This is a genomic window from Burkholderia sp. Bp9090, assembly GCF_003857985.1.
Classification (GTDB): Bacteria; Pseudomonadota; Gammaproteobacteria; order Burkholderiales; family Burkholderiaceae; genus Burkholderia.
Map to the genome: position 1 here is coordinate 1 of NZ_QTPV01000005.1, position 16,185 is coordinate 16,185.

The following is a 16,185-nucleotide window of genomic DNA, read 5'->3' on the forward strand; positions in this document are numbered from 1 at the left end:
CGGCGCGGCACGCCGTCGCGCCATTCGCCCCAGTGCGTGACGATGTCCTGAACGAGCGGATTGCCCGCGCGGTACAGGTTTTCGGTCGCCGGGGCGAAGCGTCGGCCACTACGGCATATTTGTGCCGTAGTCACTGCACCAGTGTAGCGACACAATTGGTGACGTTATCCAAGGTCAATCCAGCGACCAAGTCGCATCCATGCCCGATACAGCGATTGACACGAGCTGATTAGTCTGCCGGTCGCGCTTGCCATCGTAGTCGATGGTCGATCGGCTGTATATTGCATGTCCAGCGGGCTCAATCCAGATCATCACGCCGGTTGAGCCAGCGAAAGGTTGCTTGTTCGCCGCAAGAACCCGCCGTCTTTCCCACCTTCCATTCACACTTCCCAATACTCATTCGTTGCATCGACCGAAATCTGGTACACCTTCGGTCCTACTTCAGGCACTTAGCATCAGCACTCCAAATGATATCCATATGGAGAGTGCCTATGACAACATCGCCACTGCCTGGTGTATCTCTCGATGGACCACCCATCTGTCCGAACATGACGGACGCGGCGTTCAGGAAACGGATGCTCGAATTGCGGGACGAAGCAGTCGAGATCACACTGCGACGGCGCAGGGAACTGATGCTCTGGAACCCGGCCACGGAAGCACGAGTGATCGAGTGGTTCGGCTCGGCAAATAGCGATACAAGACGCAGACTTACTTCAGGGCTCGACGCCCTCGCCAGGGTGATGGCCACGCTCGGGCCAGAAAATTTCGTCCGCATCGGTTCCGATGCCGACCGCGCAACAGGATGTCTTCCAAACATGAAACATCTCGACGCCGAGGTCGCGCATGTCTGTCGCTCCGACACCGCAACTCATACAATCGCCATCAATCTCCCGTTCTGCTCGCTACCCGAGCGATCAGCCGGGAACCTCTCCTCGCAGCAATTGACCATCGTTCACGAATGCGCGCATTTTGCAGACACTTTCGACGCGGGCGACCATCCAGCGGCATACGGTCGACGGGCCAGCGCCCAGTTCGCGAAACGCTACCCGGGCATGGCGATCGGTAATGCAGACAACATCGCGTGGTTCATTCTGGCACGTTGAATCGGAGCAACTCATGCGACGTGCCCTCTCTGTCATATTCGGCGCCCTCCTGTCACTCCCGATACAGGCCAATGCGTGCAAGGTCCTGTTGACCGACAGCATGGAACTGCCGCTGAATTCGGCCGAAATCGCCAACAGCGACAGACTCTCCGTCGTCAGACACTACCTGACCGCCAGGGAATGGACGCGCGAAGGGGCGGCGGTCTCGATCGACGCGACGGCCTACGATTGGGAAAGCCGCCCTAATCAACTCGCGCGGCAACGCGGTGCGCAGATGAAATCGTTTCTCGTGCAACTCGGAATGTCGCCCGACGACATTTACATCGACGAGCGAATCGTGTCGCGCAGGAACGGCAAGCTCGATCCCGATGACAGGAAGCAGCTTTGGGTCCAGTTCGTCCCGAAATGCCCGCCTGCGGGCTGTCAGAGTCTTTGCAACTCGGCAGGTACGCCCGGTGTCGCCAGTCATGCACCGACACCCGAAATGCCGGGGCCCGAGCCCGACTCGAGCCGCTTTTCATGCGGCGACAGTCGTGAACCCACGTCGGCACGTTTCGTGACAACGGAGCGCTGGACCGCACGCACGCGCAACCAGACCTTGCTTTTGCGAAATCAAGACCACCGGCTGCTAACGCATACCTGCTACCGGATCAGCACCAGTGCCACGCAATACATCGGCATGACGGACGAGCACGGTGAGACTGCGCCCATGCAGCTATTGGGGCCGGAATATACGCGCATCGAACTCAAACTCGCGCGCCCCGGCCCGTGATCCTCCGCAGCCGGTCCCGCGGGCCCCAATCCGGTCGCTCCAGGCGATATCGACTCGCCCGGAGCCCGGCCACGCGTGAATGATCGAGTGACTCCAGCGCGGCGCTACCCCCTCACCGGCGCGGCACGCCGTCGCGCCATTCGCCCCAGTGCGTGACGATGTCCTGAACGAGCGGATTGCCCGCGCGGTACAGGTTTTCGGTCGCCGGGGCGAAACCACCCTGGTCCGCATAGTTCAGCAGATTGTCCGCGCTCGTCTGCCCTGCATACGGCCGGTCGAAATCGGAACCCGTGCGCAGCACCGCGACGCGCGACAGGTCGACCCGCTTCACGCTCGCCGCGCGCTTGAGCGCTTCATACGTCGCGTTGTCTTCCTGCGCGGTCATGCAGTAGGTGCCCTTGCCGTCGGTGAGGATCTTGGTCCACTGGCGCGCGCGCTCGCCGATCAGCGTGCCCGAGAACCACGTATTGCCCGATGACGTGTCGCACTGGATCACCGTCGGCGGCCGATTCGCCGGCGCATACGTGAACTTCGCGCGCGCGGCCTGGGCCTGCGCGCTGTCGGCGAGCACGACGTTGCGCGACAGCGCATACGCGGCATCGGTCAGCTGCGGGTTGAGCTGGAATACTTCGGTGCGGTAGTCGAGCGGCGGCTTGTCGTTCGGGCTCTTCGTATTGATGCCGAGAAAGCCGGTATTCCAGCCTGCTGGAATCTCGCGCGCATCGAGTTCCCACTGCAGGCTGAAGTCGACCAGGTATTTCGACCAGGCGGCGGAACCGACCGTGCCTTGCGCGGGGTCGACGCCCGCGATGCCCGACACGAGGAAGTACGTGCGGCGCAGGTCGAAACGCTGCGAGAACGTGAGCGCCATGATCGTCGCGGACGCGTTCGCGTAGCCCATGCCGGTCGTCACCACGCACACGTCCTGCTTGTTGCAGTGAACGGCCGGATAGTCGGGCGACAGGCCGGGCACGGTGATGTCGCGCCACGGGCCGAGCCGGTCGAGCCATGCCTGGCCTTCCGGACCGAACATCGTGATGATCATGACCTTGACCGGGCGGCCCTGTGCACCGGTCTCGGCGAATGCGGCGTTGCCCCCATCGTTGCCCTGGTTGTTCTGCGCAATCGACGGCGCGGTCGCACAGGCGGCAAGCGAGAATGCAGCTGCGGAAAGGATGGAGCGAGTCAGCATCGGCGTTCCTTGTTTCGGTGATGTTGGGTGAGAACGGCTCTCGGAGACTGCGCGAGGGAGTATAGAACGCGCGTGTGCGATGCGGAACCCGACTACGAAACGGCGGGCGGTGTGCGCGGCTCCAGGATTCGCATGAAACGCGGCCGGGATCGACATGCGCGCCGCGCAATAACATCAGGAATACTATCTGATCGACCGACGCACGAGTCGACGTCGATGCGAATGACTGGATGCAAACCACGACGAGCCTTGCGTGGCTCTCGATCCACGGCCCGAACAGGAAATCGTTCATCGGTCGTCGATGCCTTCGAGGGAAGGCATCGATTCTAGCGACCGACAGCGATCCAGCGTGAAAAAAACCGCGTCAGGCGACGTCGACGCGCGCGGGCCCGTCCACCATCTCGCCGATCACGGCCGCACGGTCGAAGCCGTCGGCGCGGAAGCACGCGAGCACGTCGTCGACGGCATCCGGCGCGCACGCGACCAGCAGGCCGCCGGACGTCTGCGGATCGGTCAGCAGCGCCTGCGCGACGGGCGGCAGCCCGTCGGCGAGCCGCACGTCGGCGCCATATGCGGCCCAGTTGCGGCCCGATGCGCCGGTGAACACGCCGTCGGCGACGAACGCCTCGACGCCCGCCAGCCACGGCAGCGATGCGTAATGCACGCGTGCGGTCAGCTTCGCGCCGCGCGCCAGTTCGAGCGTATGGCCGAGCAGCCCGAAGCCCGTGACGTCGGTCAGCGCATGCACGCCCGGCAGCGCGGCGAGTTCGGCGCCCGGCCGGTTCAGCTTGGTGGTCGTCGCCACCATCTGCGCATAGCCCGCGTCGTCGAGCTGGTTCTTCTTCAGCGCGGCCGACAGCACGCCGACGCCGAGCGGCTTGCCGAGCACGAGCACGTCACCCGCGCGCGCGGCCGCGTTGCGCTTCACGCGCGACGGATGCACGACGCCAATCGCCGCGAGCCCGTAGATCGGCTCGACCGAATCGATCGAATGGCCGCCCGCGACCGGAATGCCGGCATCCGCGCACACCGATTCGCCACCGCGCAGCACGGCCGCGATCGTCTCGTGCGGCAGCACGTTGATCGGCATCCCGACCAGCGCGAGCGCGAGAATCGGCTTGCCGCCCATCGCGTAGACGTCGGACAGCGCGTTGGTGGCAGCGATACGGCCGAAGTCGAACGGATCGTCGACGATCGGCATGAAGAAGTCGGTCGTCGCGACGATCGCCTGCTCGTCGTTCAGCCGGTAGACGGCCGCGTCGTCGGAGGTCTCGGTGCCGACCAGCAGGTCCGGGAACAGCGCGGGCGGCGTCGCCCGCTTCAGCAGTTCGGACAGCACGCCCGGCGCGATCTTGCAGCCGCAGCCGCCGCCATGCGACAGGCTCGTGAGGCGCGGAACGGCGGGCGGGGTGAGGGGGGCTTCGGTCATCGTCGGCATCCGGTGAATAACAATGTTCTATTATCGACAATTCCGCGCGAGCGCGCCCGGCACCCACATAATTGACGGCGCCCGCCCTCGTCCGCTCGCTCATTCATGGATCACCTGTTCATCGGCCTCGTGCTGTGCTCCGCCCTCTTGCACGCGATCTGGAATGCATTCCTCCACGTGAGCGAAGACCGTCTCGTCCAGCTCGGCACGATGTCGCTGCCGTATCTCGCGTTCGGCATCGCGGGCGTTGTACTGCTGCCCGCGCCAGCGCCCGCCGCGTGGCCGTATGTCGCGGCGTCGGCCGTGCTCGAGGTCGCGTACTGCTTCACGCTGGCGCGTGCATACCGCAACGGCGAATTCGGGCAGATCTACCCGATCGCGCGCGGGATCTCGCCGCTGCTCGTATCGGTGCTGGCGCTCGCGATGCTGCACGAGCGACCGACGCCGTTCGGCTTCGCGGGCATTGCGCTCGTGTCGTTCGGCATCATGTCGCTCGCGTTGCGGCGCGGCTTCCGGTTCTCCGGCGAAGGCGTGCCGTACGCACTGCTCACGGGCGTGTTCATCGCCGCGTATTCGATCTGCGACGGCATCGGCTCGCGTGTGTCGGGCAGCGCACTCGGCTATATCGCGTGGGTTTATCTGCTGTGGAGCGTGCCGCAGCTCGTGCTGGTGTGCGCGATGCGCGGCGGCCCGCGCGTGGTGTTCGGTTCGCGCGCGTCGCTGCGGCAAGGCGCGATCGCCGGCACGATCTCGCTCGCCGCCTATGGAATCGTGATTCTCGCGTACCGGCATCTGCCGGTCGCGACGGTATCGGCGCTGCGCGAGACAAGCTCGATCTTCGCGGTCGCGATCGGCTGGTTCGTGATGCGCGAGCGGCCCGGCGCGCAGCGGCTCGCCGCATGCGCGCTGGTGGTCGCGGGCGCGGCGTTGATCCGGCTTTGACGCGCGTGCGTACGCCCTCAGGAAGGACCGGCAGTCACGGCAGGTCCGGTGCACTCGGCAGTCGGGCCGTTGTGTGCTTGCAGCCGAGGTTTTTCCAGGCGAGGCAATTGTCTCCGCACCGCGGAGACAATTGCCCTGGACCTGCTTGAAAACGCTGATCCATATCGACTCCCTCTCATACGTGACTTTCGCATCGCGCTCTGCCGTCTCGAGCGTGGGTCGTCACCTCAACTGCCGCACACGTCAAGCCGCCGCAATCATCCCGTCGAACGCCCGCTCGTCGATCGCCTCGGCCAGCGTCGCGAACGCCGTCGCGATCTCGTCCTCCGGCACGCACGCATAGCCGAGCAGCAACCCCGACGCCGCGCGCTCGCGCTCCGCGTAGTAACCGGACAGCGGCCGCACGACGATGTTGCGTTCGAGCGCGGCCTGCGCGACCGCGCGATCGTCGACCCCGTCCGGCAGCCGCGTGACGAGATGCAGCCCCGCATCGCTGCCGAGTGCCTGCAGCGTGTCGCCGTAGCGGCGCGCGACCGCATCGAGCAGCACCTCGCGGCGCTGCCCGTACAGCGTGCGCATCTTGCGGATATGCGACACGAAGTGCCCTTCCGCGATGAACTCGGCGAGCACCGCCTGCTGCAGCAGCTGCCCTTCGCGATACAGCTCGGCGCTCGCGGTCGCGAAGCTCTCGGCGAGCGGCTCCGGCGCGACCAGATACCCGACCCGCAGCCCCGGGAACAGCGTCTTGCCGAAACTGCCGACGTAGATCACCTGCCCGGCCGTATCGAGCCCCTGCAGCGACGCGAGCGGCCGGCTGCCGTAGCGGAATTCGCTGTCGTAGTCGTCCTCGATGATCCAGCAGCCGTGCTGGCGCGCGTATTCGAGCAGCATGCGGCGCCGCGCGAGGCTCATCACCATCCCGAGCGGATACTGGTGCGACGGCGTGACGAGCATCAGCTTCGGCGGCTCGGCGAGATCGGCGGCCGACGGCGCGATCCCTTCGTCGTCGACCGGAATCGGCCGCGTGGTCAGCCCCGACACGTTCAGCACGCTGCGCACGCCCCAGTAGCACGGATCCTCGGTCCAGATCGCGTCGCCCGGATCGGTCAGGAGCCGCACCGCGAGGTCGATCGACTGGTGGATCCCGGTCGTGATCACGATCTGCTCGGGCGTGCAACGCACCGAACGCGACGTGCGCAGGTAGTCGGCCAGCGCCTCGCGCAGCAGCGCGAGCCCGCCGCCCGGCGCGTAGGTGAGCAAATCGGGGCGCAATCTCCGCCAGTACTTGTTGTGCAGCCGCGTCCACACGCGCGCCGGAAAGCGCGACACATCGGGCACGCCGGGCATGAACGCGCCACCCTGGCGCTTCGACACGCCCGCGCCCTCCACGAGCCGCGTGCCGCGCGCCGACAGCCGCCGCGCGGACGATGGTGCCACCGCCGCGCCGGCGGCCGGGTCGGGCGACGCGCCGACGATCTCGTCCGGCGCGCTGTCGGCGACGAACGTGCCGCGCCCCGTCGCCGAGTTCACATAACCTTCGAGCGCAAGCTGTTCGTAAACCTGCGTGACCGTGTTGCGGGCGATCCCGAGCTCAGCCGCCAGCAGCCGCGACGACGGCACGCGCGTGCCGGCCGGCAGTTCGCGCGACAGGATCGCCTGCTGCAGCAGCCGGTGCAGCTGCCGGTAGATCGGCTGTTCGCCGCCGCGCACGAGGCGCTGCGCCAGCCAGTCCGACAACACGCTTGCGCGCATGATTGGCTCCTGAATATTTATTGAAATGGCTCTGATTGCCAGAGCCAAATGTGATTATAGTCGCCTCCATGGGCTGCCAATGCGGCCGATTTTTATCCCACCGGACAGAACATCAAGGAGATGACCGTGAAGAATGCCGACCTGCAGGCCCGCAAGAACGCCGCCACCCCGCGCGGCGTCGGCGTGATGTGCGATTTCTACGCAGCCCGCGCCGAGAACGCGGAGCTGTGGGATGTCGAAGGCCGCCGCTTCATCGATTTCGCCGCCGGCATCGCGGTGCTGAACACGGGCCACCGCCACCCGAAGATCGTCAAGGCGATCGCGGATCAACTGAACAGCTTCACGCACACCGCTTACCAGATCGTCCCGTACGCGTCGTACGTCGAGCTGGCGGAAAAGATCAACGAACGCGCGCCGGGCGACTTCCCGAAGAAGACCGCGTTCTTCACGACCGGCGCCGAAGCCGTCGAAAACGCGATCAAGATCGCGCGCGCCGCGACCGGCCGTCCGGGCGTGATCGCGTTCTCGGGCGGCTTCCACGGCCGCACGATGATGGGCATGGCGCTGACCGGCAAGGTCGCCCCGTACAAGCTGAACTTCGGCCCGTTCCCGGGCGACGTGTTCCACGCGCCGTACCCGAACGCGCTGCACGGCGTGACGACGGCCGACTCGATCAAGGCGATCGAGATGCTGTTCAAGGCCGACATCGATCCGAAGCGCGTCGCCGCGATCATCTTCGAACCGGTCCAGGGCGAAGGCGGCTTCAACCCGGCGCCGGCCGAGTTCGTGCGCGCGCTGCGCAAGATCTGTAACGAGCACGGCATCCTGCTGATCGCCGACGAAGTGCAGACTGGCTTCGCGCGTACCGGCAAGCTGTTCGCGATGCAGCACTACGACGTGCTGGCCGACCTGATCACGATGGCGAAGAGCCTCGCGGGCGGCATGCCGCTGTCGGGCGTCGTCGGCCGTGCGGACGTGATGGACGCAGCGGCTCCCGGCGGCCTCGGCGGCACCTATGCGGGCAACCCGCTGGCCGTCGCGTCGGCGCACGCGGTGCTCGAGATCATCGACGAAGAGAAGCTGTGCGAACGTGCGACGCAACTCGGCGACGTGCTGAAGGCGAAGCTGAATTCGCTGCAGGCCGACGTGCCGCAGATCGCCGACGTGCGCGGCCCGGGCGCGATGATCGCGGTCGAGTTCCTGAAGCCGGGTTCGGGCGAGCCGGACGCGGAATTCACGAAGCGCGTGCAGACGCGCGCGCTCGAGCGCGGGCTGCTGCTGCTCGTGTGCGGCGTGTACTCGAACGTCGTGCGCTTCCTGTTCCCGCTGACGATCCCGCAGGCCGTGTTCGACGAAGCGCTCGTGATCCTCGAGGAAGTGCTGAAGGAAACGGTCGGCGTGCCGGCCTGAGTTCCGGTCCACGTCAACCGAATGCGCCGCCGCCGTCGTCAGGACGGCGGCGGCCTTTTTATCCGTCATTTTCAAGGCAGGCGATTCATATGAGCACCGTTCAGGAAACCCTGGCACTGAAAGATCCGTCGCTGTTCCGCCAGCAGGCGTATGTCAACGGCGAATGGCAAGGCGCGGCGAACGGCGAGTCGTTCGAGGTCCGCAATCCGGCAACCGGCGGCCTGCTCGGCACCGTGCCGGCGATGGGCACGGCCGAGACGCGCCACGCAATCGAGGCCGCGAACGCCGCATGGCCGGCATGGCGCAAGAAGACCGCGAAGGAGCGCGCGGCGATCCTGCGCAAGTGGCACGACCTGATGATGGAAAACGCCGACGACCTCGCGCTGATCCTGACCACCGAGCAGGGCAAGTCGCTCGCCGAGGCGAAGGGCGAGATCGGCTACGCCGCATCGTTCCTCGAGTGGTTCGCGGAGGAAGGCAAGCGCGTGTACGGCGACACGATCCCGACGCCGGCGAGCGACAAGCGCATCGTCGTGACGAAGGAAGCGATCGGCGTGTGCGCGGCGATCACGCCGTGGAACTTCCCGGCGGCGATGATCACCCGCAAGGTCGGCCCGGCGCTCGCGGCAGGCTGCCCGATCGTCGTGAAACCGGCCGAGGCGACGCCGTTCTCGGCCCTCGCGATGGCCGTGCTGGCCGAACGCGCGGGCGTGCCGGCCGGCGTGTTCAGCGTCGTCACCGGCGATCCGAAGGCGATCGGCGGCGAGCTGACGTCGAACCCGATCGTGCGCAAGCTGTCGTTCACCGGCTCGACGCCGGTCGGCCGCCTGCTGATGTCGCAATGCGCGGCGACGGTCAAGAAGGTGTCGCTGGAACTCGGCGGCAACGCACCGTTCATCGTGTTCGACGACGCCGATCTCGATGCCGCCGTGCAGGGCGCGATCGCATCGAAGTACCGCAACAGCGGCCAGACGTGCGTGTGCACGAACCGCTTCTACGTGCACGAAGCCGTGTACGACCAGTTCGCGCAGAAGCTCGCGGCAGCGGTCGGCCAGCTGAAGGTCGGCCGCGGCACGGAGCCGGGCGTCACGCAGGGTCCGCTGATCAACGAAGCGGCCGTGCTGAAGGTCGAGGCGCACATCGAGGACGCGCTCGCGAAGGGCGCGACCGTCGTGACGGGCGGCAAGCGCCACGCGCTCGGCCACGGTTTCTTCGAGCCGACCGTGCTGACGGGCGTCACGCCGGCGATGAAGGTCGCGAAGGAAGAGACGTTCGGGCCGCTCGCGCCGCTGTTCAAGTTCGGCAGCGACGACGAGGTGATCCGCCTCGCGAACGACACCGAGTTCGGTCTCGCCGCGTACTTCTACAGCCGCGACATCGGCCGCGTGTGGAAGGTCGCCGAAGCGCTCGAGTACGGGATGGTCGGCGTGAACACGGGCCTGATCTCGAACGAAGTCGCGCCGTTCGGCGGCGTCAAGCAGTCGGGCCTCGGCCGTGAAGGCTCGCACTACGGCATCGACGACTACGTCGTGATCAAGTACCTCTGCCTCGCCGTCTGACGTTTCGGGGCCTGGCGCTTCGGCGACAGGCCCTGACCGCCCGGCCGGAACCGGGCGGTCACGACGCGGGCCGGTACCTCCTCTCCGCCGTGCCCGCGTCACCTTGCCGTGCGCGATGTCGGCACGCGTTCCGTGCGCGACGTCGATGCCGCATCGGCCAAACGTCATGCCGTTCGGCAATTTCGTTCAAGTCTCATTTCTCGTCCCGCTGCCAGCCGCTAGATTGAGCGTTCCACCTCGATCCGGTTTGCCTGCGCATGAGCAGTTCTTCCGTCCGCCCGACCTGCGTATCCCCCGCGCACCGCGCCCTCGTCGCGCGTCCTCGCACCCGTCCCGGCATCGCGCCCCGCACGAAGGGAGTCCGCACATGAGCGTCGGGTCAGCCGATCGTCGTACGTACCCGCCCAAGGAAAAGCGCGGCGGGCCGAGCAATCACCAGCCGTTCAATGTCGTCTATGACGGGCCCGCGCTCGGCGAGCACCGGATGGACGTGCGTGACCTCGCACCGGTGCTGCTCGCGATCGCCGACCTGTTCTCGTCCGCCAACAAGGAACTCAATGGCGACCACTCCGAGGTTCGTCTCGAGGTCAGGGGCGGCTTCAAGGCCGGCTCATTCCATGCAGAGCTGATCTTCGTCCAGTCGCTCGCGAGCCAGATCCGCGACCTGTTCGCCGGGCCGAACGCCAATGCGTTCAGCAACGCACTGGCAATCCTCACCGCATTGGGGATCATCGGTGGCGGCGGGCTGATCGGCCTCATTCGCACGCTGCGCGGGCGCAAACCGCATCGCACCGAGCCGGACGGAGCGCATGTCAGGATCTGGATGTCGGAGCAGGAATGCTTCGTCGTCGATGAACCCATCGTCCGGCTGTATCGGAACCGGGCCGTTCGCGTCAACCTGCAGAAAATGCTCTCGCCGCTCGAACATGACGGCATCGACAGCTTCGGCATCGTCCGCGACGACATCGTCGAACTCTCGATCGAACGCGACGAACTCGGTACGTTCGCGAGTAGCGACGATCCCGGCGAAATCGTCACCGACACGATCGCACTCAAGATGCTGAAGCTCGAATCCGTCGTGTTCAAGGACGGCAACAAATGGCGCGTGCACGACGGCACGTCCGCGTTCTATGCGTCGCTGGACGACGAACGGTTCATCGCGAAGGTCGATGCCGGCGAGCGCTTCGGAAAGGGCGACGTGCTGGTCGTCGATCTGCGCCAGACGCAGATCGTCACCGACGAAGGGCTTCGCAACGAATACCGGATCGTCAAGGTTCGCGAGCACCGTGCACCGTTGCAACCGGCGCTGATTTGATCTGCGCCTCCCCGTGGAGGTGACGCGCGGGCCGCGCGTCTCCACCGTGCCCGCGTCACCTGCCTTCCCCACCGTCAACGAAACACGTTCACCGCATCCACAAGCCGCGTCGCCTGCTGCTTCAGGCTTTCCGACGCGGCCGCGCTCTGCTCGACCAGCGCCGCGTTCTGCTGCGTGATGTTGTCCAGATGCACGACCGCCTGGTCGACCTGCGCGACCCCGGTGCTCTGCTCGGCCGTCGACGAGCTGATCTCCGCGATCAGGTCCGACACGCGCTTCACCTGCGTGACGATGTCCTCCATCGTCTTGCCCGCGCCGTCGACGATCCGGGCGCCCGATTCGACCCGCTCGACACTCGCGCCGATCAGTGTCTTGATTTCCTTCGCCGCGTTCGCGCTGCGTTGCGCGAGGGCCCGCACCTCGCCGGCGACCACCGCGAAGCCGCGCCCCTGATCGCCCGCGCGCGCCGCCTCGACCGCCGCGTTCAGCGCGAGGATGTTGGTCTGGAACGCGATGCCGTCGATCACGCCGATGATGTCGGAAATCTTGTGCGAACTCGCCGTGATGTCGCTCATCGTCGTGACGACTTCGCTCACCGCCCGTCCGCCGCGCTCGGCCGCCTCGCTCGCCGAAACCGACAGCTGGTTCGCCTGCAGCGCCGTCTCCGCGTTGCTCGATACGGTGGCCGTCATCTCGGCCATCGACGCGGCCGTCTGCTGCACGCTGGTCGACGCCTGTTCGGTGCGCGCGCTCAGGTCGTTGTTGCCTTGCGCGATCTCGTTACTCGCGCGCTGCACGTTGTGCACCTGCTCGCTGACGTCGTCGACGAGCCAGCGGAACATCAGCCCGAGCTGGTTGATCGTGCGCAGCGTCATGCCGATCTCGTCGACGCGGTTCATCGCCACGCCGGTGCGGCTCTCGCCGGTCGCGACGCGCAATGCCTGGTCGCGCAACTGAATCAGCGGACGCACGATCTGCGCGTCGAGCCACAGGCCGGCCGCCACCGCCACACCGACCGCCGCACCGGCAAACGCCGCGAGCCCGCCGCCGGTCAGCCCGCACGCCCACCCCGCGCCGACGACGGCCGGCGCCAGCACGCACAGGGTCGAATGAACGCGCGCGCGCACCGACATCGTCTGGAACAGCGACGCGACACGCATCAGCCCGGTACGGACGATCAGCCCCTTGTGGAAACGGCGATTGCCGGCCTTGCCTTCGCGGAACGCGCGATACAGCGCGTCGGCCGCCGCGATCTCGTCGCGCGACGCCTTGGTGCGCACCGACATGTAACCCGTCGGCTGCCCGTTGCGCATCACCGGCACCGTATTCGAACGGACCCAGTAATGATCGCCGTTCTTGCGACGGTTCTTCACGAGCGCGGTCCACGGTTCGCCGTTCTTCAGCGTCGCCCACATGTCGGCGAACGCCTCCTTCGGCATGTCCGGGTGCCGCACGACGTTGTGCGGCTGACCTTCGATCTCCTCGGGGGAAAATCCGCTGACCTGAATGAACGCGGCATTCGCGTACTTGATGTAACTGTCCGCGTCGGTGGTCGACATCAGCGTCGCGCCGTCGGGAAAATCGAATTCGCGTTGCGTGACAGGCTGGTTATTGCGCATGGTGTGGAGTTCCCAGGTTGCGGATCTTGGCGTCCGCTTGTGGATTGAACCGAGACCGTCCGCATCGCGGTCGTCCCGCATGCGTTCGATCAGACTCCTGCGCTTTCGGCAAATCCGGCGAAAACATTATGCCGGCTTCGGGTAAATATGCATGAATTTCGCATCATCTTGATCCAGCCGAACATTTTGTTTATATGTAAATAAAATCCAGCTTTATCAAATACTTGCGCCATCAATCATCTGACCATTCCGGCGCTTGTTCCAACGGGATTCACGAATCGATCTGGAATCGAGAATGCGAATCTCTCTCGTTTAATTCATGTAAATCGAAACGAAAATCGGGGATTTCGCCGCCTTGCCCCGATTTGCTTCGCGTTGCCTCGCAGTGGCGGGAGCGCGCCCCCGACGATCACCGAAACACGTTCACCGCGTCCACGAGCCGCGTCGCCTGCTGCTTCAGGCTTTCCGACGCCGCCGCGCTCTGCTCGACCAGCGCCGCGTTCTGCTGCGTGATGTTGTCCAGATGCACGACCGCCTGATCAACCTGCGCAACCCCGGTGCTCTGCTCGGCCGTCGACGAGCTGATTTCCGCGATCAGATCCGACACTCGCTTCACCTGCGTGACGATGTCCTCCATCGTCTTGCCCGCGCCGTCGACGATCCGGGCGCCCGATTCGACCCGCTCGACGCTCGCGCCGATCAGTGTCTTGATTTCCTTCGCCGCGTTCGCGCTGCGTTGCGCGAGCGCCCGCACCTCGCCGGCGACCACCGCGAAACCGCGCCCCTGTTCGCCCGCGCGCGCCGCCTCGACCGCCGCATTCAGCGCGAGGATGTTGGTCTGGAACGCGATGCCGTCGATCACGCCGATGATGTCGGCGATCCTGCGCGAGCTGTCGGTAATGTCGTTCATCGTCGTGACGACTTCGCTCACCGCCTGCCCGCCGCGCTCGGCCGCCTCGCTCGCGGACACGGCGAGCCGGTTCGCTTGCAGTGCGGTCTCCGCATTGCTGTCGACGGTGGCCGTCATCTCGGCCATCGACGCGGCGGTCTCCTGCACGCTCGACGCGGCCTGTTCGGTGCGCGCGCTCAGGTCGTTGTTGCCCTGGGCGATCTCGTTGCTCGCGCGTTGCACGTTGTGCACCTGCTCGCTGACGTCGTCGACGAGCCAGCGGAACATCAGCCCGAGCTGGTTGATCGTACGCAACGTCATGCCGATCTCGTCGACGCGGTTCATCCGCACGCCGCGGCGGCTTGCGCCGGTCGCGACGCGCAACGCCTGGTCGCGCAACTGAATCAGCGGACGCACGATCTGCGCGTCGAGCCACAGGCCGGCCGCCACCGCCACACCGACCGCCGCACCGGCAAACGCCGCGAGCCCGCCGCCGGTCAGCCCGCACGCCCACCCCGCGCCGACGACGGCCGGTGCCAGCACGCACAGGGTCGAATGAACGCGCGCGCGCACCGACATCGTCTGGAACAGCGACGCGACACGCATCAGCCCGGTACGGACGATCAGCCCCTTGTGGAAACGGCGATTGCCGGCCTTGCCTTCGCGGAACGCGCGGTACAGCGCGTCGGCCGCCGCGATCTCGTCGCGCGGCGCGCTGGTACGCACCGACATGTAGCCCGTCGGCTGCCCGTCGCGCATCACCGGCACCGCGTTCGCGCGCACCCAGTAGTGATCGCCGTTCCTGCGGCGGTTCTTCACGAGCGCCGTCCACGGTTCGCCGTTCTTCAGCGTCGCCCACATGTCGGCGAACGCCTCTTTCGGCATGTCCGGGTGCCGCACGACGTTGTGCGGCTCGCCGACGAGTTCGTCGGTCGAGAAGCCGCTCACATACGCGAACGTCGTATTCGCGTATGTGATGATGCTGTCCGCATCGGTGGTCGACATCAGCGTGACGTCGTCGGGAAATTCGAATTCTTGTTGGGTGACAGGCTGGTTGTTGCGCATGCAGGGCTCCGAAAGGCGGATCCGGCTGCAGGATCCGCGCAGCGCGAAAATCACGCTCAGTAGCCGAAAAACGGTTTATCGCTTTACGACGGTCTCGTCCTTGCTGTCGGCACCCTCCGGAAAAACCTTAATCCGGAAGCGCATGAAAGATCGAATTCGGTCATCTGCATGATTTCGATCAAGTCATCCGGCGATAATCACATCCGACGCTTTGCGAAAGTGAACCGATGCTTTATGGAATAACCCAGCGCAACGAGCCAATCTGCGCAGCCGTTGCGCGCAGCGAAACGACTCTGCCTGATCTGCTCCATTCGACCGGCATTTGAACTCGATGAAAAAATCCCGGCTGCAATTGAATCGGCCGCCCCGGAATACGGCACGGCCTGCGCATGACGGCGATAGACACGATCAGGCCGCGCTTTTCCGCGATCGCGACACGATGCGTGTTCCGCAAACGCACGACATGCACAACATGCGCGGCGCCGCAGCAGGCACGCGGCCGCACCCACCCAACCACACGCAACGCGCTGCACACCGGACCACCGCATGACACGCCGCACCGCCACCGAACGCGACGCACTCTCGGCACGCCTGCTCACCCGCGACGAACTGCCGCTCGTCTGGACCATCGACCGGCGCGAGATCATCCATCATCTGTACGCGCTGCGCGACGGCGAACTGCAGCTCGTCCCCGACTTCTACGACGTGCGCGGCTGGCCCGACGGCGAAGCCGAGCATTACACGCCGATCCTGCTCGACTGTCACGATCGCGGCGGCTGGTGTCTCGGCATGTTCGACGGCGCACGGCTGGTCGCGGCGGTCATCGTGGACGCCGATCCGCTCGGCCCGCGACGCGACATGCTGCAGCTGAAGTTCCTGCACGTGAGTCAGGACTGGCGCGGTTGCGGGCTCGGCGAGCATCTCTATCGCGCGGCCCGCGCGCAGGCACGGACGATGGGCGCCGCACGGCTCTACGTGTCCGCGACGCCGTCGCAGCGCACGATCGACTTCTACCTGCGCCTCGGTTTCACCGTCAGCGCATCGCCCGACCCGGCGTTGTACGCGCTCGAGCCGGAGGACATCCACCTGGAAGCGCCGACGGCCTGACGCGCGCGAACGCCACCCGCGCGCAACATTT

Annotated in this window: 13 protein-coding genes; 7 read left to right on the top strand and 6 right to left on the bottom strand. The window is 66.0% G+C overall.

The window, feature by feature from the left end; all coding sequences use genetic code 11:
- The coding region (locus DIE16_RS37505) for a hypothetical protein (RefSeq protein ID WP_185702671.1) at nt 1-155 on the bottom strand (155 nt) is incomplete at its 3' end.
- Between the two features lie 336 nt (nt 156-491).
- Between DIE16_RS37505 and DIE16_RS06475 the strand changes: the two genes are divergently transcribed.
- Together DIE16_RS06475 and DIE16_RS06480 are read left to right on the top strand one after the other, a co-directional pair.
- Entirely contained in the window at nt 492-1,103 is a 612-nt protein-coding gene (locus tag DIE16_RS06475) for a M35 family metallo-endopeptidase (protein WP_260426217.1), read from the top strand.
- A 13-nt stretch (nt 1,104-1,116) separates the two neighbouring features.
- Nucleotides 1,117-1,875 carry a hypothetical protein gene (locus DIE16_RS06480; RefSeq protein WP_124486157.1) on the top strand — a complete coding sequence of 253 codons (759 nt, stop codon included), beginning with the start codon at nt 1,117-1,119 and terminating at the stop codon, nt 1,873-1,875.
- A 112-nt stretch (nt 1,876-1,987) separates the two neighbouring features.
- Here DIE16_RS06480 and DIE16_RS06485 read toward each other — a convergent pair whose 3' ends face one another.
- On the bottom strand, nt 1,988-3,067 hold the full coding sequence (locus DIE16_RS06485; protein WP_124486156.1) for a purine nucleoside permease: 1,080 nt from the start codon (nt 3,065-3,067) through the stop codon (nt 1,988-1,990).
- 364 nt (nt 3,068-3,431) lie between these two features.
- Nucleotides 3,432-4,496 (bottom strand): selenide, water dikinase SelD, encoded by a 1,065-nt coding sequence (gene selD, locus DIE16_RS06490; RefSeq protein WP_124520046.1) that lies wholly within the window; start codon nt 4,494-4,496, stop codon nt 3,432-3,434.
- A gap of 105 nt (nt 4,497-4,601) precedes the next feature.
- On the opposite strand from selD, the gene DIE16_RS06495 reads away from it, so the two are divergent.
- Complete coding sequence (locus DIE16_RS06495; protein ID WP_124486154.1) at nt 4,602-5,438, top strand: DMT family transporter; 837 nt, start codon at nt 4,602-4,604, stop codon at nt 5,436-5,438.
- A 243-nt stretch (nt 5,439-5,681) separates the two neighbouring features.
- Here DIE16_RS06495 and DIE16_RS06500 read toward each other — a convergent pair whose 3' ends face one another.
- Nucleotides 5,682-7,190: a PLP-dependent aminotransferase family protein gene (locus DIE16_RS06500; RefSeq protein ID WP_124520048.1), complete on the bottom strand. Its 1,509-nt coding sequence runs from the start codon at nt 7,188-7,190 to the stop codon at nt 5,682-5,684.
- Between the two features lie 126 nt (nt 7,191-7,316).
- On the opposite strand from DIE16_RS06500, the gene DIE16_RS06505 reads away from it, so the two are divergent.
- The 3 genes from DIE16_RS06505 (at nt 7,317) to DIE16_RS06515 (ending at nt 11,474) form a co-directional block, all read left to right on the top strand.
- Nucleotides 7,317-8,600 (top strand): 4-aminobutyrate--2-oxoglutarate transaminase, encoded by a 1,284-nt coding sequence (locus DIE16_RS06505; protein ID WP_124486152.1) that lies wholly within the window; start codon nt 7,317-7,319, stop codon nt 8,598-8,600.
- Between the two features lie 89 nt (nt 8,601-8,689).
- Nucleotides 8,690-10,159: an NADP-dependent succinate-semialdehyde dehydrogenase gene (gabD, locus tag DIE16_RS06510; protein WP_044845770.1), complete on the top strand. Its 1,470-nt coding sequence runs from the start codon at nt 8,690-8,692 to the stop codon at nt 10,157-10,159.
- 166 nt (nt 10,160-10,325) lie between these two features.
- Nucleotides 10,326-11,474, top strand: coding sequence for a hypothetical protein (locus DIE16_RS06515; RefSeq protein ID WP_260426216.1), 1,149 nt, complete (start codon nt 10,326-10,328; stop codon nt 11,472-11,474).
- Between the two features lie 74 nt (nt 11,475-11,548).
- Here DIE16_RS06515 and DIE16_RS06520 read toward each other — a convergent pair whose 3' ends face one another.
- Both DIE16_RS06520 and DIE16_RS06525 read right to left on the bottom strand, forming a co-directional pair.
- The gene (locus DIE16_RS06520; RefSeq protein WP_044845772.1) at nt 11,549-13,093 is read right to left on the bottom strand and encodes a PAS domain-containing methyl-accepting chemotaxis protein; all 1,545 of its coding nucleotides are present in this window, start codon (nt 13,091-13,093) and stop codon (nt 11,549-11,551) included.
- A 409-nt stretch (nt 13,094-13,502) separates the two neighbouring features.
- On the bottom strand, nt 13,503-15,047 hold the full coding sequence (locus DIE16_RS06525) for a PAS domain-containing methyl-accepting chemotaxis protein (protein WP_124520050.1): 1,545 nt from the start codon (nt 15,045-15,047) through the stop codon (nt 13,503-13,505).
- A gap of 546 nt (nt 15,048-15,593) precedes the next feature.
- On the opposite strand from DIE16_RS06525, the gene DIE16_RS06530 reads away from it, so the two are divergent.
- On the top strand, nt 15,594-16,154 hold the full coding sequence (locus DIE16_RS06530) for a GNAT family N-acetyltransferase (protein WP_124520052.1): 561 nt from the start codon (nt 15,594-15,596) through the stop codon (nt 16,152-16,154).
- Nucleotides 16,155-16,185: the final 31 nt, after the last annotated feature.

Bases quoted from the DNA above. Each gene is read 5' to 3' on its own strand.
- DIE16_RS06500 (WP_124520048.1), bottom strand. From the start codon at position 7,190: ATGCGCGCAAGCGTGTTGTCGGACTGGCTGGCGCAGCGCCTCGTGCGC.
- DIE16_RS06485 (WP_124486156.1), bottom strand. From the start codon at position 3,067: ATGCTGACTCGCTCCATCCTTTCCGCAGCTGCATTCTCGCTTGCCGCC.
- selD (WP_124520046.1), bottom strand. From the start codon at position 4,496: ATGACCGAAGCCCCCCTCACCCCGCCCGCCGTTCCGCGCCTCACGAGC.
- DIE16_RS06525 (WP_124520050.1), bottom strand. From the start codon at position 15,047: ATGCGCAACAACCAGCCTGTCACCCAACAAGAATTCGAATTTCCCGAC.
- DIE16_RS06475 (WP_260426217.1), top strand. From the start codon at position 492: ATGACAACATCGCCACTGCCTGGTGTATCTCTCGATGGACCACCCATC.
- DIE16_RS06515 (WP_260426216.1), top strand. From the start codon at position 10,326: ATGCCGTTCGGCAATTTCGTTCAAGTCTCATTTCTCGTCCCGCTGCCA.
- DIE16_RS06530 (WP_124520052.1), top strand. From the start codon at position 15,594: ATGACACGCCGCACCGCCACCGAACGCGACGCACTCTCGGCACGCCTG.
- DIE16_RS06480 (WP_124486157.1), top strand. From the start codon at position 1,117: ATGCGACGTGCCCTCTCTGTCATATTCGGCGCCCTCCTGTCACTCCCG.
- DIE16_RS06495 (WP_124486154.1), top strand. From the start codon at position 4,602: ATGGATCACCTGTTCATCGGCCTCGTGCTGTGCTCCGCCCTCTTGCAC.
- gabD (WP_044845770.1), top strand. From the start codon at position 8,690: ATGAGCACCGTTCAGGAAACCCTGGCACTGAAAGATCCGTCGCTGTTC.
- DIE16_RS06520 (WP_044845772.1), bottom strand. From the start codon at position 13,093: ATGCGCAATAACCAGCCTGTCACGCAACGCGAATTCGATTTTCCCGAC.